The 15,480-nt window shown below is 68.5% G+C and carries 14 protein-coding genes; 8 read left to right on the forward strand and 6 right to left on the reverse strand.

Features of this window, described 5'->3' with window-relative positions; genetic code table 11:
- The first annotated feature begins 101 nt into the window (after positions 1-101).
- The 3 genes from rpe to FHS31_RS00245 are packed head-to-tail and all read left to right on the forward strand — an operon-like array spanning position 102 to position 2,976.
- Positions 102-767 carry a ribulose-phosphate 3-epimerase gene (gene rpe / locus FHS31_RS00235; protein ID WP_167070932.1) on the forward strand — a complete coding sequence of 222 codons (666 nt, stop codon included), beginning with the start codon at positions 102-104 and terminating at the stop codon, positions 765-767.
- Positions 767-2,464, forward strand: coding sequence for a heparinase II/III family protein (locus tag FHS31_RS00240; protein WP_167070933.1), 1,698 nt, complete (start codon positions 767-769; stop codon positions 2,462-2,464). The genes rpe and FHS31_RS00240 overlap by 1 nt, the downstream gene beginning before the upstream one ends.
- Positions 2,465-2,466: 2 nt before the next feature.
- Positions 2,467-2,976, forward strand: a complete 510-nt coding sequence (locus FHS31_RS00245; RefSeq protein WP_167070934.1) for a hypothetical protein — start codon at positions 2,467-2,469, stop codon at positions 2,974-2,976.
- Here the strand turns inward: FHS31_RS00245 and FHS31_RS00250 are convergent.
- The 6 genes from FHS31_RS00250 to FHS31_RS00275 form a co-directional block, all read right to left on the reverse strand.
- Positions 2,973-3,422, reverse strand: a complete 450-nt coding sequence (locus tag FHS31_RS00250; protein WP_167070935.1) for a 3'-5' exonuclease family protein — start codon at positions 3,420-3,422, stop codon at positions 2,973-2,975. The genes FHS31_RS00245 and FHS31_RS00250 overlap by 4 nt on opposite strands.
- A gap of 109 nt (positions 3,423-3,531) precedes the next feature.
- Positions 3,532-4,428: a S1/P1 nuclease gene (locus FHS31_RS00255; protein WP_243843219.1), complete on the reverse strand. Its 897-nt coding sequence runs from the start codon at positions 4,426-4,428 to the stop codon at positions 3,532-3,534.
- A gap of 271 nt (positions 4,429-4,699) precedes the next feature.
- Complete coding sequence (locus FHS31_RS00260; protein ID WP_167070937.1) at positions 4,700-5,629, reverse strand: isoaspartyl peptidase/L-asparaginase family protein; 930 nt, start codon at positions 5,627-5,629, stop codon at positions 4,700-4,702.
- A gap of 201 nt (positions 5,630-5,830) precedes the next feature.
- Positions 5,831-6,358: a molybdenum cofactor biosynthesis protein B gene (gene moaB, locus FHS31_RS00265; protein ID WP_167070938.1), complete on the reverse strand. Its 528-nt coding sequence runs from the start codon at positions 6,356-6,358 to the stop codon at positions 5,831-5,833.
- 130 nt (positions 6,359-6,488) lie between these two features.
- A complete protein-coding gene (locus FHS31_RS00270) occupies positions 6,489-8,351 on the reverse strand; it encodes a lytic transglycosylase domain-containing protein (RefSeq protein ID WP_167070939.1) in 1,863 nt (620 codons plus the stop codon).
- Positions 8,352-9,062: a uracil-DNA glycosylase family protein gene (locus FHS31_RS00275; RefSeq protein ID WP_167070940.1), complete on the reverse strand. Its 711-nt coding sequence runs from the start codon at positions 9,060-9,062 to the stop codon at positions 8,352-8,354.
- A 144-nt stretch (positions 9,063-9,206) separates the two neighbouring features.
- Here FHS31_RS00275 and FHS31_RS00280 point away from each other — a divergent pair, with 144 nt between their 5' ends.
- The 5 genes from FHS31_RS00280 to FHS31_RS00300 are packed head-to-tail and all read left to right on the forward strand — an operon-like array spanning position 9,207 to position 15,474.
- Positions 9,207-10,859: an electron transfer flavoprotein-ubiquinone oxidoreductase gene (locus tag FHS31_RS00280; RefSeq protein WP_167070941.1), complete on the forward strand. Its 1,653-nt coding sequence runs from the start codon at positions 9,207-9,209 to the stop codon at positions 10,857-10,859.
- 19 nt (positions 10,860-10,878) lie between these two features.
- The gene (locus FHS31_RS00285; RefSeq protein ID WP_167070942.1) at positions 10,879-12,510 is read left to right on the forward strand and encodes a tetratricopeptide repeat protein; all 1,632 of its coding nucleotides are present in this window, start codon (positions 10,879-10,881) and stop codon (positions 12,508-12,510) included.
- Positions 12,507-13,331, forward strand: a complete 825-nt coding sequence (locus FHS31_RS00290; protein WP_167070943.1) for a 4-(cytidine 5'-diphospho)-2-C-methyl-D-erythritol kinase — start codon at positions 12,507-12,509, stop codon at positions 13,329-13,331. The genes FHS31_RS00285 and FHS31_RS00290 overlap by 4 nt, the downstream gene beginning before the upstream one ends.
- Positions 13,328-14,044 (forward strand): N-formylglutamate amidohydrolase, encoded by a 717-nt coding sequence (locus FHS31_RS00295; RefSeq protein WP_167070944.1) that lies wholly within the window; start codon positions 13,328-13,330, stop codon positions 14,042-14,044. The genes FHS31_RS00290 and FHS31_RS00295 overlap by 4 nt, the downstream gene beginning before the upstream one ends.
- On the forward strand, positions 14,044-15,474 hold the full coding sequence (locus tag FHS31_RS00300; protein WP_167070945.1) for an NAD(P)H-hydrate dehydratase: 1,431 nt from the start codon (positions 14,044-14,046) through the stop codon (positions 15,472-15,474). Before FHS31_RS00295 ends, FHS31_RS00300 begins: the two co-directional genes overlap by 1 nt.
- Positions 15,475-15,480 lie beyond the last annotated feature (6 nt).

The raw sequence follows: 15,480 nt of genomic DNA on the forward strand, positions 1-15,480 counted from the left end.
ATCGCTGCGCGATGGTCCCCCTCCCCTTCCAGGGGAGGAACTATTCCGAATTCTTGCACTCGGCTGTTCAATCCACCCGCGCTTCGGATTAGAGGCTCCCCATGACCCAGCCCGTCCGCATCGCCCCTTCGATCCTCTCCGCCGATTTCTCCAGGCTCGGCGCCGAGATCGAGGCGATCGATCGGGCGGGGGCGGACTGGATCCATGTCGATGTGATGGACGGCCACTTCGTGCCCAACATCACGATCGGCCCGCCGGTGATCAAAGGCCTGCGACCGCACACCGCCAAGCCGTTCGACGTCCACCTGATGATCTCCCCGATCGATCCCTTCCTGGAGGCCTTTGCCGAGGCGGGCGCGAACACGCTGACCGTGCATCCCGAGGCGGGGCCGCACATCCATCGCACCGTCCAGCACATCAAATCCCTGGGCAAGCGCGCCGGTGTCGCGCTCAATCCGGGTACACCCGCCAAAATGCTCGATTATCTGATCGATGACGTCGATCTCGTGCTGGTGATGAGCGTCAATCCCGGCTTCGGCGGGCAGAAGTTCATCGAGAGCGCGCTCCGCAAGATCGAGGCGGTGCGCAAGATGATCGATAAATCGGGCCGCGCGATCGATCTCGAAGTGGATGGCGGCGTCGATCATGAGACCGCGCCGCGCTGCATCGCCGCGGGGGCCGACGCGCTCGTCGCGGGCACTGCCACCTTCAAGGGCGGGCCGAGTCAGTACGCCGCCAATATCGCCGCGCTCCGCGGCCAGGGCTGATGGCGGAGGACGACGCGGATACGGGCGAGCGGCGGCGCTTGTCCGCGATCGGCGCGCCGGGGTTCAGCCTCGCCGATCTGTTCGGCCGCGCGATGCGGCGGCTATCCTGGCGCTCGCCGGTCCACAAGATGCGGCTGCGGGGGCGCTATCCGCTCCAGCTGATCGACGTACCGGGCGATCCCGTCCCCGGCCGGCCGCGCGCGGGCAAGGCCCTGCTCGAAGGGCGGATGCTGCTGGGGCAGGAGAGCGTCGCGGTCGATGCCATCGCCAAGGGCGGGTTCAGCCCCGCCTTCGCCGATCACTATCAGAGCTTCGCCTGGCTGCGCGATCTGGCGGTCGCGGCACCGCGCGATCACACCGCACCGGTGGCCGAGGCGCTGACCGCGCACTGGCTCAAGGACCATGGCACGGCGGTGGCCGGCCCCGGCTTTCGGCCCGATCTCTGGGGGCGGCGCACCCTGATGTGGGCAGCCTATGCGCCGCTGGTGCTGGGCAGCGCCGATCAGGACTATCGCAAGGCGGTGCTCAATTGTCTGGCGCGCGGCGCCCGCCACCTCGATCGCGCGGCCGATGCCGCCGCGCCGGGCGTGGCAAGGGTCGCGGCCTGGGCGGGGGTGATTACCGCGGGGCTGCTGATGCCCGGCGGCGATATTCGCGTCGCGCATGGCGAGGCGGGGCTGATCCGCGCGCTGGCGCTGGCGCTGCTCGACGACGGCGGCGTTGCCACCCGCGTGCCCGCGCAGCAGCTCGATCTGGTTGAGCTCCTCGTTCAGCTGCGCGCCGTTTATGAGGTTCGCGCCCGTCCGCTCCCTGCTGGGATCGCCAAGGCGTTGGCGCAGGCGCTGCCCGCTTTGTTCGGTGTGGTGCTGGGCGATGGCGCGCTGTCGAGCTGGCAGGGCGGCAATCCCGGCAGCGCCGCGCGGATCGAAGCGGCGGCGGCGGCGAGCGGGCTGCGTATCGCGGCGCTCTCCGCGCCGAAAGGCTGGGGCTATCAGCAGGCCGTCGCCGCCAACGCCCGGCTGGTGATCGATGCCGCGCCGCCACCCACAGGGGCGCTAGTGCGGGGCGGCTGCGCTTCGACCCTGGCGTTCGAGCTTTCGGAAGGCGGCCAGCGGCTGATTGTCAATTGCGGCGGCGCCCCCGGCCTGCCCGCCGAACTGGCCGAGGGCCTGCGCACCACCGCCGCACACTCCACACTCGTCCTCGCCGATACCAACAGCACTTCGGTCCATGCCGATGGATCGCTGGGCAAGGGCGTCGGCCATGTGGATGTCGTGCGCCGCGAGAATCAGGGTGCTGTGACGATCGAGGCGGCGCATGACGGCTACGTCCGCCGCCACGGCTTCCGCCATTCCCGCCGCCTGACGCTCAACGCCGACGGCCGCCAGCTTTCGGGCGAGGACGCGCTGGTCCCCGCCGGCCGCAAACGGGCGATCGCCGCCACCCGCTTCGCGATCCACTTCCACCTCGCCCCCGGCCTCGATCCCGTTCTCACCGCCGACGGCAAGGGCGCCCTGCTCAAGCCCGCAGCGGGCGAGGCCTGGCAGTTCCGATCGGATGCGGGCGCGCTCAGCCTGGAGGACAGCCTCTGGATCGACGCCTTCGGCAGGCCCCAGCCGACGCGGGTGCTGACGATCGCGGGCGAGACGCCGCCCGATGGCGCGAGCGTGGGCTGGTCGATCAGAAAGGTGCGGTAGGTATGGGCAGTTGGGGTGCGATTATCATGGGCTTCTTCGGCGGCCTGTTCGCCGCGATGACGCTATATTGGCAGTGGCATTTTGCCGGGCCGATCCTGGCCGTGCCCTTTATCGTCTCCGCGGTGATCGGGCTGGCCGCCGTCGCGATACTCCGCATGCCCGGCTCCGGCGTCGTGCCATCCGAAAAAGCGGCGCGTGCGATCCAGTGGAGCAGCATTGCCGAGGGCATCGGCCTGTTTCTGGCCTCCAACATCGTCATCAACCTGCATCGCCCCGATCTGCTGCTGCCAGCAATGGCGCTGGTCGTCGGCCTCCACTTTCTGCCGATCGCCTTCGCCGCTGCCTTCCGGCCTTTCTATATCCTGGGGGTCGCGCTGATCCTGGCCGCCGTAATCGGTTCGATCAGCGCGCCAAATGGCGGTACGATCGCCGGCTTCACGGCTGCGGCCTGCCTTTGGATCGCCGCGATCCTCGCCGTCTTTCGCGATCAGCGGGCGAAGCGGGGCGCCTAACCCTCCAGCGCGAGCAGATGCTCCCTGAGCGCGCGGGCATCATGCAGCGCATTGTGCGGCACCTTGCTGTTGCGCGCGGTGGAGAAGCCCGGAGTGCGGACGAAGCGGAAGCGGAGCGCGCGGATATCGGGGATCTCGGTCTCCTGGATCAGCAACAGGCGACAGAAGAGCGCGATATCCTCGGGCCAGTCGGCGATGATCTCGGGATCGGGATCGGTGCGCAAGAAGGCGGCGACATCGCGCGCCGCCGCCTCGCGGTCGAGCTGGTTATAGAGCGTATCGGGGACGCTCTTCAGATAGGGCACGACATGGCGCGCCACCCAGGGCGTCGGCTCATGATCGTGCGGGATCACGACATAATAATCCTCGCCATCCTCGGCCGCGAGCGCGAGGCTGAGCAACGGCCCGCCGAAGCCATCGAATTCGGTATCGAGGAAATAGCGCATTCTGTCCTTTGCAGTTGTGCGCTCCGCATTCGTTCGTGTCGAGTGAAGTGGAGACACGTTAGCGCGGCGCTTGTGGCACCTCCCTCGACTTCGCTCGGGACGAACGGTTTTAAGAGGCGGGTGTGGTCGGCGCCACCACCGGAATTACCTTCGGCGGCTTGGGCGGATGCGCCACTTCGGGGTGATCGCCGTCCAGCGCCTCGTCGAGCAGGCGTGCAAGCCGCAGCCCGCCCTTGGCGATCTGCAGCCGCAGCACCGGAACCTCCTTCTCGATGGTCGCTTCGTCCATCACCACCGGGGTCTTGGGGGTGGGCGCGCAGATATCCTTTTCGACCGGGCCATAGACATCCGTCTTGGCGATCTCCCAGCTTTCGCGGCCCCAATCCTCGATCGTGCCCGCCGCCAGCGCCTTGCGCTGCTCCGAGCTGATTTCGGAGAGAATGCCCTTTGGACCGGGCGGCGCGGTGGAGATGGCGCGATCGGCGAGCAGCCCGTCCCAGATCGAATGGAGATTGGTGCCTGTCACCGCGCCGTAGCTGGCCTTCACCTTGTTGCCGCCCTGATCATTGTCATGCTCCACCGCGTGCAGCGGCTGGTGCAGATCGCCGACGAAATGGACCAGCAAGGCCAGCGCCGTCAGCCGATCGCGGGCGGGCAACTTGCGGTCCGCCAGCATCCGCTGCGCGCGCGCGATCTGCGCCGATACGCAGGCGCCGTTGGCGCAGGCCGATTTGGTATCGAACGGCTTGCAGGTTTCGACATCCTGGAAATGCCAGGCGAAGACGTAGGAAAAGCGATCGCCCAAAGTCTTGATGCAATCGGGCCAGACCGAGGCCTGCTCGATCGTGTGCGCGGGGCAGGTCGGGGTTTCGAGCTTTTTGTCCTGCTTGAGCAGCGCGAGGATATCGGCGCGGGTGAGCGGCTGCACCTGGCTCATCGCGATCTCGGCCACGGTCTGGTGGCCATATTCCCACCAGGCGGCGGCGGGGGTGGTGAGGCCGAGCAGCGCGAGGAGCGCGAGGAGGGGAGCAAGCCAGCGGCGAAGTTGAGGAAGTTGAGGTTTGCGAAAGGATGCGGTGGGGATGCGGGCGAGACGGCTGCAGGCTTCGATAAGCGAGCCCGTGCTCCGGCGAAGGCCGGAGCCTTGGACGGTGAGGCGCGGCGCCGATAATCCAACGCTCCGGCCTTCGCCGGAGCACAAGATAGATTGCCTAAATGTCATCGAATCCCACATAGTCACTTAACCATATTGGCACAAATCACGCTAAAAGTCAAGCCTAACCTTCATCCTCATAGATCGCCACGATGCTGTCATGCCCCTCGCGGGCAACGCCGCGATACATGCCCGATGTGTTGAACGCCCAGCCGCCTTCACCGCGCGGGCCGACCGCAATGACGCCGCCCATGCCGCCCATCTCGTCGATCTCGGCGATCACCTCGGCGGCGGCATCGGCCACCGGCTCGGCCGCCATCCGCACCCGCGCACCGATCTCGTGCGCGGCGGCGGCGCGGATGAACACCTCGCCCGCGCCTGTGCAGGAGACCGCGCAGGCGCGATCGTCGGCATAGGTGCCCGCGCCGATCAGGGGTGAGTCGCCGATCCGCCCCCAGCGTTTGGCGGTCAGCCCGCCGGTCGAAGTGGCGGCGGCGACATGGCCTTGCGCGTCGCAGGCCACCGCGCCGACCGTGCCATATTTCATCGCGCTGTCGAACCCGCCGCCGGCCTTGATCTCGTCGAGCTGCCGCCGCCGTTCGGGCAAGGCGAACCAGGCGGGATCGACCTGTTCGCAGCCGATCTCCTTGGAGAAGGCATCGGCGCCCGGACCGGACAGGAGAACATGCCGCCCGTCCTCCATCACGGCCCTCGCCAGCGCGATCGGATGCCGCGTCCGCGTCACACTGGAAACCGCGCCCGCCGCGCGTGTCCGCCCGTCCATGAGCGCGGCATCGAGCTCGTTGACGCCCTCCCACGAGAATACCGCGCCGCGCCCGGCGTTGAAATGCGGATCATCCTCCAGCACCTTGACCGCCGCCTCGACCGCATCGATCGCCGTGCCGCCTTCGCGCAGGATCGCGGAGCCCGCCGCGAGCGCGGCGGTGAGCCCGGCGCGGGCGCCTGCGTCCTCCGCCTTGCTCAGCCGCTGGCGCGTCATGCTCCCCGATCCGCCGTGGATGACAAGGGTCCATTTGGCGGGGGATTCGGTCATGGCCGGAGACTAGCCAACAAATGCGCTCTCGTCCTCGATAAGTATCCAGACCGGGCCATCAATCCTCCCCTGAAAGGGGAGGTGGCAGCCCGCAGGGCTGACGGAGGGGTGTCACCCTTTCGAGAGCGGGATACCCCTCCACCAGCCTGCGGCTGGTCCCCCTCCCCTTGCAGGCGAGGATTTTTAGCATCTCGATCCGCGTCAGCGTTCCTGGAGGCGGGGCATGAGTTCGACGAAGTTGCAGGGGCGGTGGCGGCTGTCGAGTTGGGTGGCGAGGATACCGTCCCAGCCGTCGCGGCAGGCGCCAGTGGAGCCGGGCAGCGCGAACAGATAGGTGCCGCGCGCGACCCCGGCGGTGGCGCGCGACTGGATCGTCGAGGTGCCGATCGTCTGGTAACTCAGCCAGCGGAACAGCTCGCCAAACCCCTCGATCCGTTTCTCGCAGACCCGATCGAAGGCTTCGGGTGTGACGTCGCGGCCGGTGACGCCGGTGCCGCCGGTGGTTATCACGCAATCGACCTGACTGTCCGCGATCCAGCGATCGAGCTGGGCGACGATCGTTGCGACATCGTCGCGCACGATGGTGCGGTCGGCGAGGATGTGGCCAGCGCCGGTCAGCCGCTCGACCAGGGTGTCGCCAGAGCGATCGTCGGCGGGGGTGCGGCTGTCCGAAATGGTGAGGATCGCGATGCGGACGGGGAGGAAGGGGAGGGCGGTGTCGATGGGCATGGAGGAAGCTTAGCTGCTTTCGGCCTGCTCTAGCCACCCGTTCGTGCTGAGCCTGTCGAAGCACTGCCCTTCTTTACAGCCAAGAAGTGCAGCCCTTCGACAAGCTCAGGGCAAACGGTAGAAACTACTCCTAATTCGATAGCCCTGCCGCTGTCCCCACGGTCTCGTTCATCGCCGTCCGCCGCACCACCGCAGCCACCGGGAAGCGCGGCCACTTGCCTTCCGCCAGCTGCGCGAGGCTCTCCGAACGCACCCCGCTTTCGCGCTGATACATCCAGTAATTGCGCAGCACCGTCGCGACATAGCCGCGCGTCTCGGCGAAGGGGATCGTCTCGATGAAGAACAAAGGATCCGTGCTCGCGCCCGGCCGCACGTTCCAGGCGGCGACATTGTTCGGCCCGGCATTGTAGGCGGCGATCACCTTGGGCAGCAGGCCGCCGGTCGCGCCCATATTGTCCGCCAGTTCCTGCAGATAGGATTGGCCATATTCGAAGCTCACCGCCGGATCGGACAGGCGATCGGCAATCTCGGGCGCGTCGCCCTTGTGGCGCGCGACGAGGCGGGCGGTGGCGGGCATCAGCTGCATCACGCCGCGCGCCCCGGCATGGCTGGTGGCGTCCATGCGAAACTGCGATTCCTGCAGCGCGTGCGCCATGCACAGCGCGCGATCGACGCGCCAGCCGCCCGTCGGCATCCAGCCCGCCGGCATCGGATAGCGTGCGGAGAGCGAAGTCGGCATCCCCGCCGGGCTGTTCTGCGCGAGCCAGAGCTGGGTCGCGGGCAGGTTGAGCCGCGCGGCGAGCTGGATGAGGCCGGCGTGGTTGGTCCAGCTGCCGATCCGCGCCTCGCGCCGGATAACGCGATCGGCCAGCGCGGGTTCGCCGACTTCGATCAGCGCGGCGGCGGTGACGGCGTTGGGGGTCTGCGGCAGGCCGGGGGCGAGCGCGGGCGTCTCCTCGGCGCCCGTCATGCCCAGCATCTGGCGCGCGAGCAGGCCGTAGAAAGTCTCGTCCATCCGCGCCGCCGATCGCAGACGCGGAGCGACGCGGTCGGGGTGCCCGCCGGCGGTATCGGCGCGCGCCGCCCAGAACAGGCCCGCGGCGATCATCTCGGGATCGCGCGAACGGCCCGCAGTGGCGGCGAACGCTTCGGAGGCCGCGTCCATGTCGCCCGCGCGCCAGGCGGCGAGGCCCAGCACCCAATCGGCCTGGCTGGCCCATTCGCCGGCCCCGGCACGCGCCATCGTCGCCACCCGGCGGGCGTTGGCGTCATCATTGGCGAGCAGATAGGTCCAGGCGACGCGCTGGCGCCATTCGGTCAGCGCCTCGGGGCTGAGCTGCGCGGAGGCGGCCTCGACGATCGGCTCGGCGCTGGCGGCGTCGTTGACCTTGAACAGGGGCTGGAGCTGCGCGGCGACGCGGGCGGAGGCGGCATCGGCGCGCGTCGAGCGGACGTTCTGGCGGCGCGAGGCGGCGGAGGTGCGGACAAGATCATGCTCGGTGGGCATCGCCGGCAGCGCCGTCGCGCCCCGCTCGATCGCCTTTGCGCCGAGCGCGGGGGCTTGCGGTAATTGTGGCGAGGCGGTGATCAGCGCGGTCAGCGCCATCGGATCGGGCTGGGGCGCGCCCTTGGCCAAGTAGAGCTCGGCGCGCGCGATCGGCGTCAGCAGTCCGGCGGGCATGGCATCGATCGCGGCGGTGGCGCTGGTCCAGTCGCCGCTGCGGATCGCGGCAAAGGCGGTGCGATAGGCGGTGCGCTCGGCGGGGGTGAGCAGGCCCTGATCGGCGACGGCGGGAGTTGTCGTGAAGCTGACCGCATCGGCGGCGATCGCAGGGCTGAGCGCGGCGGTGGCGAAAGCGAGGGTGGCCCACAGACACGCGGTGCTCCGGCGCAGGCCGGAGCGTTGGGCGTTTCGCGTCTCGCCCGCTATCCACAACTCCGGCCTGCGCCGGAGCACGGCAATGAATGTGGCTGGGGCAATCGGAAGACGCATTCAAAGAGCCATATATTGCTGGAGATCGGCCCAAACCGCGGCGCGGCGGCGCTTGAGATCGGCGGGCGATGCCTGGAGGATGAAACGGGGGTGGAAGCTGGTGATCGTCGGCACGGGGACGCCGCCGATCTCGATCGCATGGGTGCGGCCGCGCGCCTCGGCGACGCCGATATCGAGCAAGGCGCGAACCGGCGCATCGCCCAGCAGCAGCAGGCGGCGCGGTTTGGCGAGACCAAGGTGGTGGCGCGCCAACGGCGTCAGCGCGGCGACGGCGGCGGGATCGAGCCGGCCCGATGCGGGACGGGCAGGCGCGAAGGGGATGAGGTAGGCCAGATCGCGCGACAGGCCCATTGGCACCAGCATCCGATCGAACAGCGCGCCCGCTTCGCCCGAGAGCAATTGCCCCGCCGTCCGATCGCCCGCCTCGGGCATATCGATGACGATCACCGTGCCGCTCGCCGCATCGCCGATCGCATCGAAGCGTTGCGTGGCATGACCGGGCACGGACGCATCGGCGAGCAGCCAGGCGCGGAAGGCGGCGAGATCGGCGGGTAAGGCCTGATCGACGGGAGCGGCCTGGGCGGGTGTGGCGGCGTCAGGCGTGGCCGCACGTTCCGGCGCCAGCCAGTTACGCGGGGCTTCGTCGATCGCGGTATCGACTCCCGCCTCGCGCCACCAATCGAAACTGCTCAACGCCAGCGTCGCCAGCATATGTGTAATATTCCCCCGCATCCCCGGTGAGTTGTCGCTCTTAAGGCAAAGTCTTGACGAGAAGGTCAATTGTCCCCCACGCGATCCCGTGACGAGGCGTTCGGCGCATGCGGTGACCGGACGAAATGCTTAGGGTTCGAGACAATGCACGACCGTGAGTCGATGGAATATGACGTGGTGATCGTCGGCGGGGGCCCCGCCGGCCTTTCCGCCGCGATCCGCCTCAAACAGCTTGCCGCCGAGCAGGGCCGGGAGGTTTCGGTCTGCGTACTGGAGAAGGGCTCGGAGATCGGCGCGCATATCCTTTCCGGCGCGGTGATCGATCCGATCGCGCTCGATGAATTGCTGCCCGATTGGCGCGAAGACGGCTGCGCGCTGGCCGAGGTGCCCGTCACCGAGAACCATCACTGGTTCCTCTCGGCCAAGGGCAAGGTCGGCATGCCGCACCTGTTCACGCCCGGCTTCATGCACAACAAGGGCACCTACACCGGATCGCTCGGCAATCTCTGCCGCTGGCTGGCGGGCAAGGCCGAGGAACTGGGCGTCGAAATCTTCCCCGGCTTCGCCGCCGCCGAAGTGCTGTTCAACGAGGATGGTTCGGTGAAGGGCGTCGCCACCGGCGACATGGGCGTGGCGCGCGATGGCGAGCATAAGCCCGATTACCAGCCCGGCATGGAGCTCCACGCGGGCTACACCTTCTTCGCCGAAGGCGCGCGCGGCAGCCTCACCAAGGAAGTGAAGCGCATCTTCGATCTGGAGCGCGATTGCCAGCCGCAGGTCTATGGCCTCGGCATGAAGGAATTGTGGGATATCGATCCCAAGAAGCATGTCCCCGGCCGCGTCATCCACACGCAGGGCTGGCCGCTGAAGGACGAGGTCGGCGGCGGCTTCCTCTATCATCAGGCGAACGGCCAGGTGGCGCTCGGCTTCGTCGTCGGCCTCGGCTACAAGAATCCGTACCTCTATCCGTTCGAGGAATTCCAGCGCTGGAAGCAGCACCCGGCGATCCGCGAAATCCTCGAAGGCGGGCGGCGCGTCTCTTATGGTGCGCGGGCGATCAACGAGGGCGGCTGGCAGTCCGTGCCGACGCTTGCTTTCCCCGGCGGCGCGCTGATCGGCTGTTCGGCGGGCTTCGTGAACGTGCCGCGCATCAAGGGCACGCATACCGCGATGAAGAGCGGGATGCTCGCGGCGGAAGCGGCATTCGCGGCACTCGGCGCCGGTCGGCGGAGCGATACGCTGGAGAGCTACCAGCCCGCGCTCAACGAGAGCTGGATCGCCAAGGAGTTGAAGACCGTCCGCAATGCCGAGCCTGCCATCGCCAAGTTCGGCCCGGCGCTCGGCACGGTCGTCGCCGGCACCGATATGTGGATGCGCAGCCTCAAGATCGGCCTGCCGTTCACGCTGAAACATCACCGCGATAATGAGACGCTGTACCGCAAGGATATGGTCGCGCCGATCGCCTACCCGAAGCCCGATGGCGTGATCAGCTTCGATCGCCTCTCCTCGGTGTTCCTGTCGAACACCAATCATGAGGAGGATCAGCCGATCCACCTGACGCTCAAGGATGCAACCGTGCCGGTGCGGATCAATCTGCCCCTCTATGACGAGCCTGCGCAGCGTTACTGCCCGGCGGGCGTTTACGAGATCGTGGGCGAGGACGTTGGCGATCCGCGCCTGCAGATCAACGCGCAGAATTGCGTCCACTGCAAGACCTGCGACATCAAGGATCCCACCCAGAACATCAATTGGGTGGTGCCGGAGGGCGGAGGCGGACCCAATTACCCCAATATGTGAGTGTTTCGGGAGACGAGCTTTGAAGCGCCTGACCCCCTTCGTCCTGTTCGCGCTCGCCGGCCCCGCGCTGGCCTCGGCGCCGGCGATGAGCGATGCGCAGCGCTACGTCCGCTTCCGCGCCGCCGATGCGGCGGGGGATCTCGGCGGGGCGAGCGTGGAGATGCAGGCGCTTTTGGCGGGCGAGGGCGGCAGCGTAACGCTGGCGCAGCGCGCTTATCGGCAGGGGATGGTCGCGGGCGATCACGCGCTGGCGCTCAACGCCGCGCATATCCTCGACAAGCAGGGGCAATTGCCGCCCGATGGCCCGTTGCTGTTTGCGGTCGATGCGATCCGCGACAAGGATTGGGTGGCGGCGCGCGCCAGCGTCGATCGGCTGAACAGCGGCAAGCTCTTCGCTTTCCTGGCGCCGCTGCTGCGGGCGTGGATCACGCTGGGTGAAGGTAGCGGCGATCCGCTGCTGGCGCTGGAAGACGCGCGCAGCAGCGGTCTCTCGGCGGCCTATTACAGCTCGACCAGGGCGCTGATCCTGCTGGCCAGCGGCCAGACCGATGCCGCGATCGCGCTGATCAAGAGCCAGCCCCAGTTCGGGGCGCGCATCCGCATCCTGGCCGCGGCGGAACTCGCCCGTGCCAAGCGTCAGCCCGAGGCGATCGCGCTGCTCGCCGGCAATGACGGGCCTTCGGGCGAAGCGCGGGCGATGCTGGCGCGCGATGGCCGGATCGATGTCCGCATGAACGGCGCGGCGGCGGGCGTCTCCGAGTTGCTGACGCAGGTGGCGGTGGATTTGAGCCGCCAGCGGCTTGCCCCCGTGGCGATCCTGATCGCTCGGATGGCGACCTTTGCCGATCCAGGGAACAGTACCGCCTGGATCGCCACCGCCAACCTGCTCGCGCTGACCAAGCGGCCCGCGGCGGCGGCGCTGGCGCTGGACCATGTCGCGTCCGGCGATCCTTTCGCCCAGAGCGCGGAATCGCTCCGCCTCTCGCTGCTGCTGGATGGCGGCGACAAGGATGCGGCGCTCGCCGTGGTCGCCAGGGATGTGCGTAGCGCCGGTGACGATGCTGCGGTGTGGGAGCGGGCGGGCGATACCTATCTGGCGCTCGATCATTCCGACGATGCCGCGAAAGCCTATCAAAAGGCGGTGGCGTTGACCGATCCGGCGGCCAAGGATTCGCTCTGGCCGCGCTATCTCCAGCTCGGCACCGCGCTGGAGAATACGGACGATTGGGCCGGTGCCAAGGCGGCGCTGGAGAAAGCGGTGGCGCTGGCGCCCGATCAGCCGGTGGCGCTCAACCACCTCGGCTATTCCTTGCTCTCGCGGCGCGAGGATTTGCCGCGCGCGGTGCAATTGATCGATCAGGCGAGCCGGCTGCGGCCCGACGATACCGCGATCACCGATTCGCTCGGCTGGGCGCGGTTCGTCAACGGCGATACGGCGGGGGCGCTGCCGCTGCTGGAGCATGCCGCCGCCGCCGATCCCGGCGAGCCGACGATCAACGAGCATCTCGGCGATATCTATTGGGCGACCGGGCGGCGGATCGAGGCGCGCTATGCCTGGCGCGCGGCGCTGGTCGGCGCGGACGACAAGGACAAGAGCCGGCTCGATACCAAGATCGCCGACGGCTGGACGCAGGCGACCGCGTCGCCGTGACGCTCACTGAAACGGCTTACGCCAAGATCAACCTCGCGCTGCATGTGCGGGCGCGCGAGGCGAGCGGCTATCACGCCATCGAGACTTTTTTCGCCTTCGCCGAGGATGGCGACCGGCTGACGCTGAGCGATGCGCCGGGGCTGGTGATCGAGGGGGAGTTCGCCGCCGGGCTCCAGGCCGATGGCGATAATCTGGTGACGCGGGCGGCGGTCGCTTTCGCCGAGGCGTTCGGAACCGAGGCTCGGGGCTTCCGGCTCGAAAAGGCGCTGCCGATCGCGGCAGGGATCGGCGGGGGATCGGCGGATGCGGCGGCGGCGCTGCGCCTGCTCGCGCGGGCCGAGGGTGTCACCGAGGACGATCCGCGGCTGATGACGATCGCCGCCGGGCTGGGCGCGGATGTGCCCGCTTGCCTGCTCTCGCGCACCTGCCGGGGGACGGGGCGGGGCGATGAACTGGCGTCCGTCGAGCCGGGGCGGCTGGCGGGGATGGCGCTGCTGCTCGTCAACCCGCGTCTGCCGCTGGCGACCGGGCCGGTGTTTCAGGGCTGGGACGGGCAGGATCGCGGAGCACTGGCCGAGGGTGATCCGCTGGACGTGGCGCTGGACGCGCGCAACGATCTCGAACCGCCCGCCCGCGCCCTCCGGCCCGAGATCGATGCGGTGCTGGCCACGCTACGTGCGCAGGCTGGCGTGGTGCTGGCGCGGATGTCCGGATCGGGCGCCACCTGCTTCGCGCTCTTCGGAAACGATGCCGCGCGCGATACGGCGGCGGCGGCGATGCCCGCAGGCTGGTGGCAAATGGCGACGCGGGTGCGCGGATGAGCCCGATCTCCATTGCCGGGGACGCGGCCGCCGGCCTGCTGCTGATCACCGATCATGCTTCGAACCATGTGCCGGAAGGTGTCGATCTTGGGGTGGATCCGGCGCTGCTCCACGAGCATGTCGCGATCGATATCGGCGTCGATCCGCTGGGGCGGGCCTTGTGCGCGGCGCTTGGCTGTCCCGGGCTGCTCGGGCCGATCTCCCGGCTGGTGATCGATCTCAACCGCGAGGAAGATGCCCCCGGGCTGATCCCCACCGCCAGCGATGGCCATCGCATTCCGGGCAATATCGCGCTGGATGCGGACGCTCATGCGGCGCGGATCGAACACTATTGGCGGCCCTACCATAACGCAGTGGCGGAAAGCATCGCCACTAACGCGCCGAAGCTGCTGATCTCGCTCCACAGCTTCACGCCGATGCTTCGGGAGGGCGGCGCTGACCGGCCTTGGCAGATAGGCGTGCTCTACAATCAGGACGATCGTGCCGCGCGGATTGCGATTCCGCTGCTCGAAGCGGCGGAGATCGTCACCGGCGATAACCAGCCTTATTCGGGCAAAGTGCTCAACGCGACGATGAACGCGCATGGCGAGGCCAACGGCATTCCCTATCTCGGCCTCGAAGTGCGGCAGGATCTGATCGGGGATGGGCCTGGCGTGGCGGCGTGGGCGGAGCGGCTGGCGCCGATCATCGCCGCGACGCGGGATGCGCTGTAATGTCGGCATCCCATTATTGGCCGCAGCTCGAAGGCATCGAACAGACCGCGGTGCTGACCGCTGCGGAAACCCGCGCCGCCGAGCAGGCGCTGTTCGATGGCGGCATCGCGCCGATCGATCTGATGGAGCAGGCGGGGCAGGCGGCGGCGGCGATCATCGCCGAACGGTTTGCGGGGCGGACGATGCTGGTCGCCTGCGGCCCCGGCAACAATGGTGGCGACGGCTATGTCATCGCGCGGGCGCTCGCCGAGCGCGGGTTTGTGGTGCGCGTTGTGGCGCTGGCGGATCCCCGCACCGACTCGGCCAAGGCGATGCGCGCGCGCTGGACGGGGCCGGTCGAAGCGATTGCGGGCGTGGCCGAGCCAGCGGAGGTGGCGATCGATGCGCTGTTCGGCAGCGGCCAGACCCGCGCGCTTGCCCCCGATCTTGCGCAATGGCTGCGTGCGGCGGGCAAGCAGCGCATCGCGATCGATCTGCCGAGCGGCACGGTCACCGATACCGGTGCTGCCGAGGGCGATCTGCCCAATAATGCGCTGACCATTGCCATCGGCGCGCTCAAGCCCGCGCACCTGTTGCTGCCCGCCGCCACGCTCTCCGATCGCACGGTGCTGGCGCCGATCGATCTGCCGATCCCAGCCGATCACAAACTCCACCTCGTGACGCCGCCGCCACTGCGCGATCCCCATCCTGGCGACAACAAATATACCCGCGGCAAGGTGGTGGTGATCGGCGGCGCGATGGCCGGCGCCGCGCACCTGAGTGCGATCGCCGCGATGCGCAGCGGCGCGGGCTATGTCGAGTTGGCGCTGGACCAGACGGAGACCGCAACGCCCTATGCGCTGGTGCGGCGGTTGTGGAACGAGACGGTGCTCGCCGACGCGCGCATTTCGGCGATCGCGATCGGGCCGGGGCTGGATGATAGCGCCGAAAGCCGCGCCAAGCTGGAAGCGGTGCTGGCGGTCGATCGGCCGGCGGTGCTGGATGCAGGCGCGCTGGCGCTGCTCAAGACGATCGGGCTCGATGCTCTCAAGCGCGTCGCAGCCCCGCGCGTGCTGACGCCGCATGAGGGCGAGTTCGCGCGGCTGTTTGGGCGGATCGGCAATGATCGTCTCGCCGCCGTGCGCAAGGCTGCCGAGACCTCCGGCGCGATCGTGCTGCTCAAGGGCGGATCGACGGTGATCGCCGCGCCCGATGGCCGCGCCGCGATCACCGAGATCGCCCCGCCCTGGCTGGCGACAGCGGGGACGGGCGATGTGCTGACCGGGATCGTCGCGACGATGCTCGCGCAGATGCCGGTCCACGGCTTCGATGCCTTCGCCGCGGTGCAGGCCGCCGTCTGGCTGCACATCCGCGCCGCCGAGCGCGCGGGGCCGGTGCTCATCGCCGACGATCTGCTGTTCGCGCTCAAGACGACGGTGGCGAAGGCATGAGCCCAG

Source organism: Sphingomonas vulcanisoli, from assembly GCF_011761305.1.
GTDB lineage: Bacteria > Pseudomonadota > Alphaproteobacteria > Sphingomonadales > Sphingomonadaceae > Sphingomonas_I > Sphingomonas_I vulcanisoli.

Excerpts from the sequence above, each read along its gene's own strand:
- rpe (WP_167070932.1), top strand. The coding sequence starts at position 102 with ATGACCCAGCCCGTCCGCATCGCCCCTTCGATCCTCTCCGCCGATTTC.
- FHS31_RS00240 (WP_167070933.1), top strand. The coding sequence starts at position 767 with ATGGCGGAGGACGACGCGGATACGGGCGAGCGGCGGCGCTTGTCCGCG.
- FHS31_RS00270 (WP_167070939.1), bottom strand. The coding sequence starts at position 8,351 with ATGCGTCTTCCGATTGCCCCAGCCACATTCATTGCCGTGCTCCGGCGC.
- FHS31_RS00280 (WP_167070941.1), top strand. The coding sequence starts at position 9,207 with ATGCACGACCGTGAGTCGATGGAATATGACGTGGTGATCGTCGGCGGG.
- FHS31_RS00260 (WP_167070937.1), bottom strand. The coding sequence starts at position 5,629 with ATGACCGAATCCCCCGCCAAATGGACCCTTGTCATCCACGGCGGATCG.
- FHS31_RS00275 (WP_167070940.1), bottom strand. The coding sequence starts at position 9,062 with ATGCTGGCGACGCTGGCGTTGAGCAGTTTCGATTGGTGGCGCGAGGCG.
- FHS31_RS00295 (WP_167070944.1), top strand. The coding sequence starts at position 13,328 with ATGAGCCCGATCTCCATTGCCGGGGACGCGGCCGCCGGCCTGCTGCTG.
- FHS31_RS00300 (WP_167070945.1), top strand. The coding sequence starts at position 14,044 with ATGTCGGCATCCCATTATTGGCCGCAGCTCGAAGGCATCGAACAGACC.
- FHS31_RS00245 (WP_167070934.1), top strand. The coding sequence starts at position 2,467 with ATGGGCAGTTGGGGTGCGATTATCATGGGCTTCTTCGGCGGCCTGTTC.
- FHS31_RS00250 (WP_167070935.1), bottom strand. The coding sequence starts at position 3,422 with ATGCGCTATTTCCTCGATACCGAATTCGATGGCTTCGGCGGGCCGTTG.
- moaB (WP_167070938.1), bottom strand. The coding sequence starts at position 6,358 with ATGCCCATCGACACCGCCCTCCCCTTCCTCCCCGTCCGCATCGCGATC.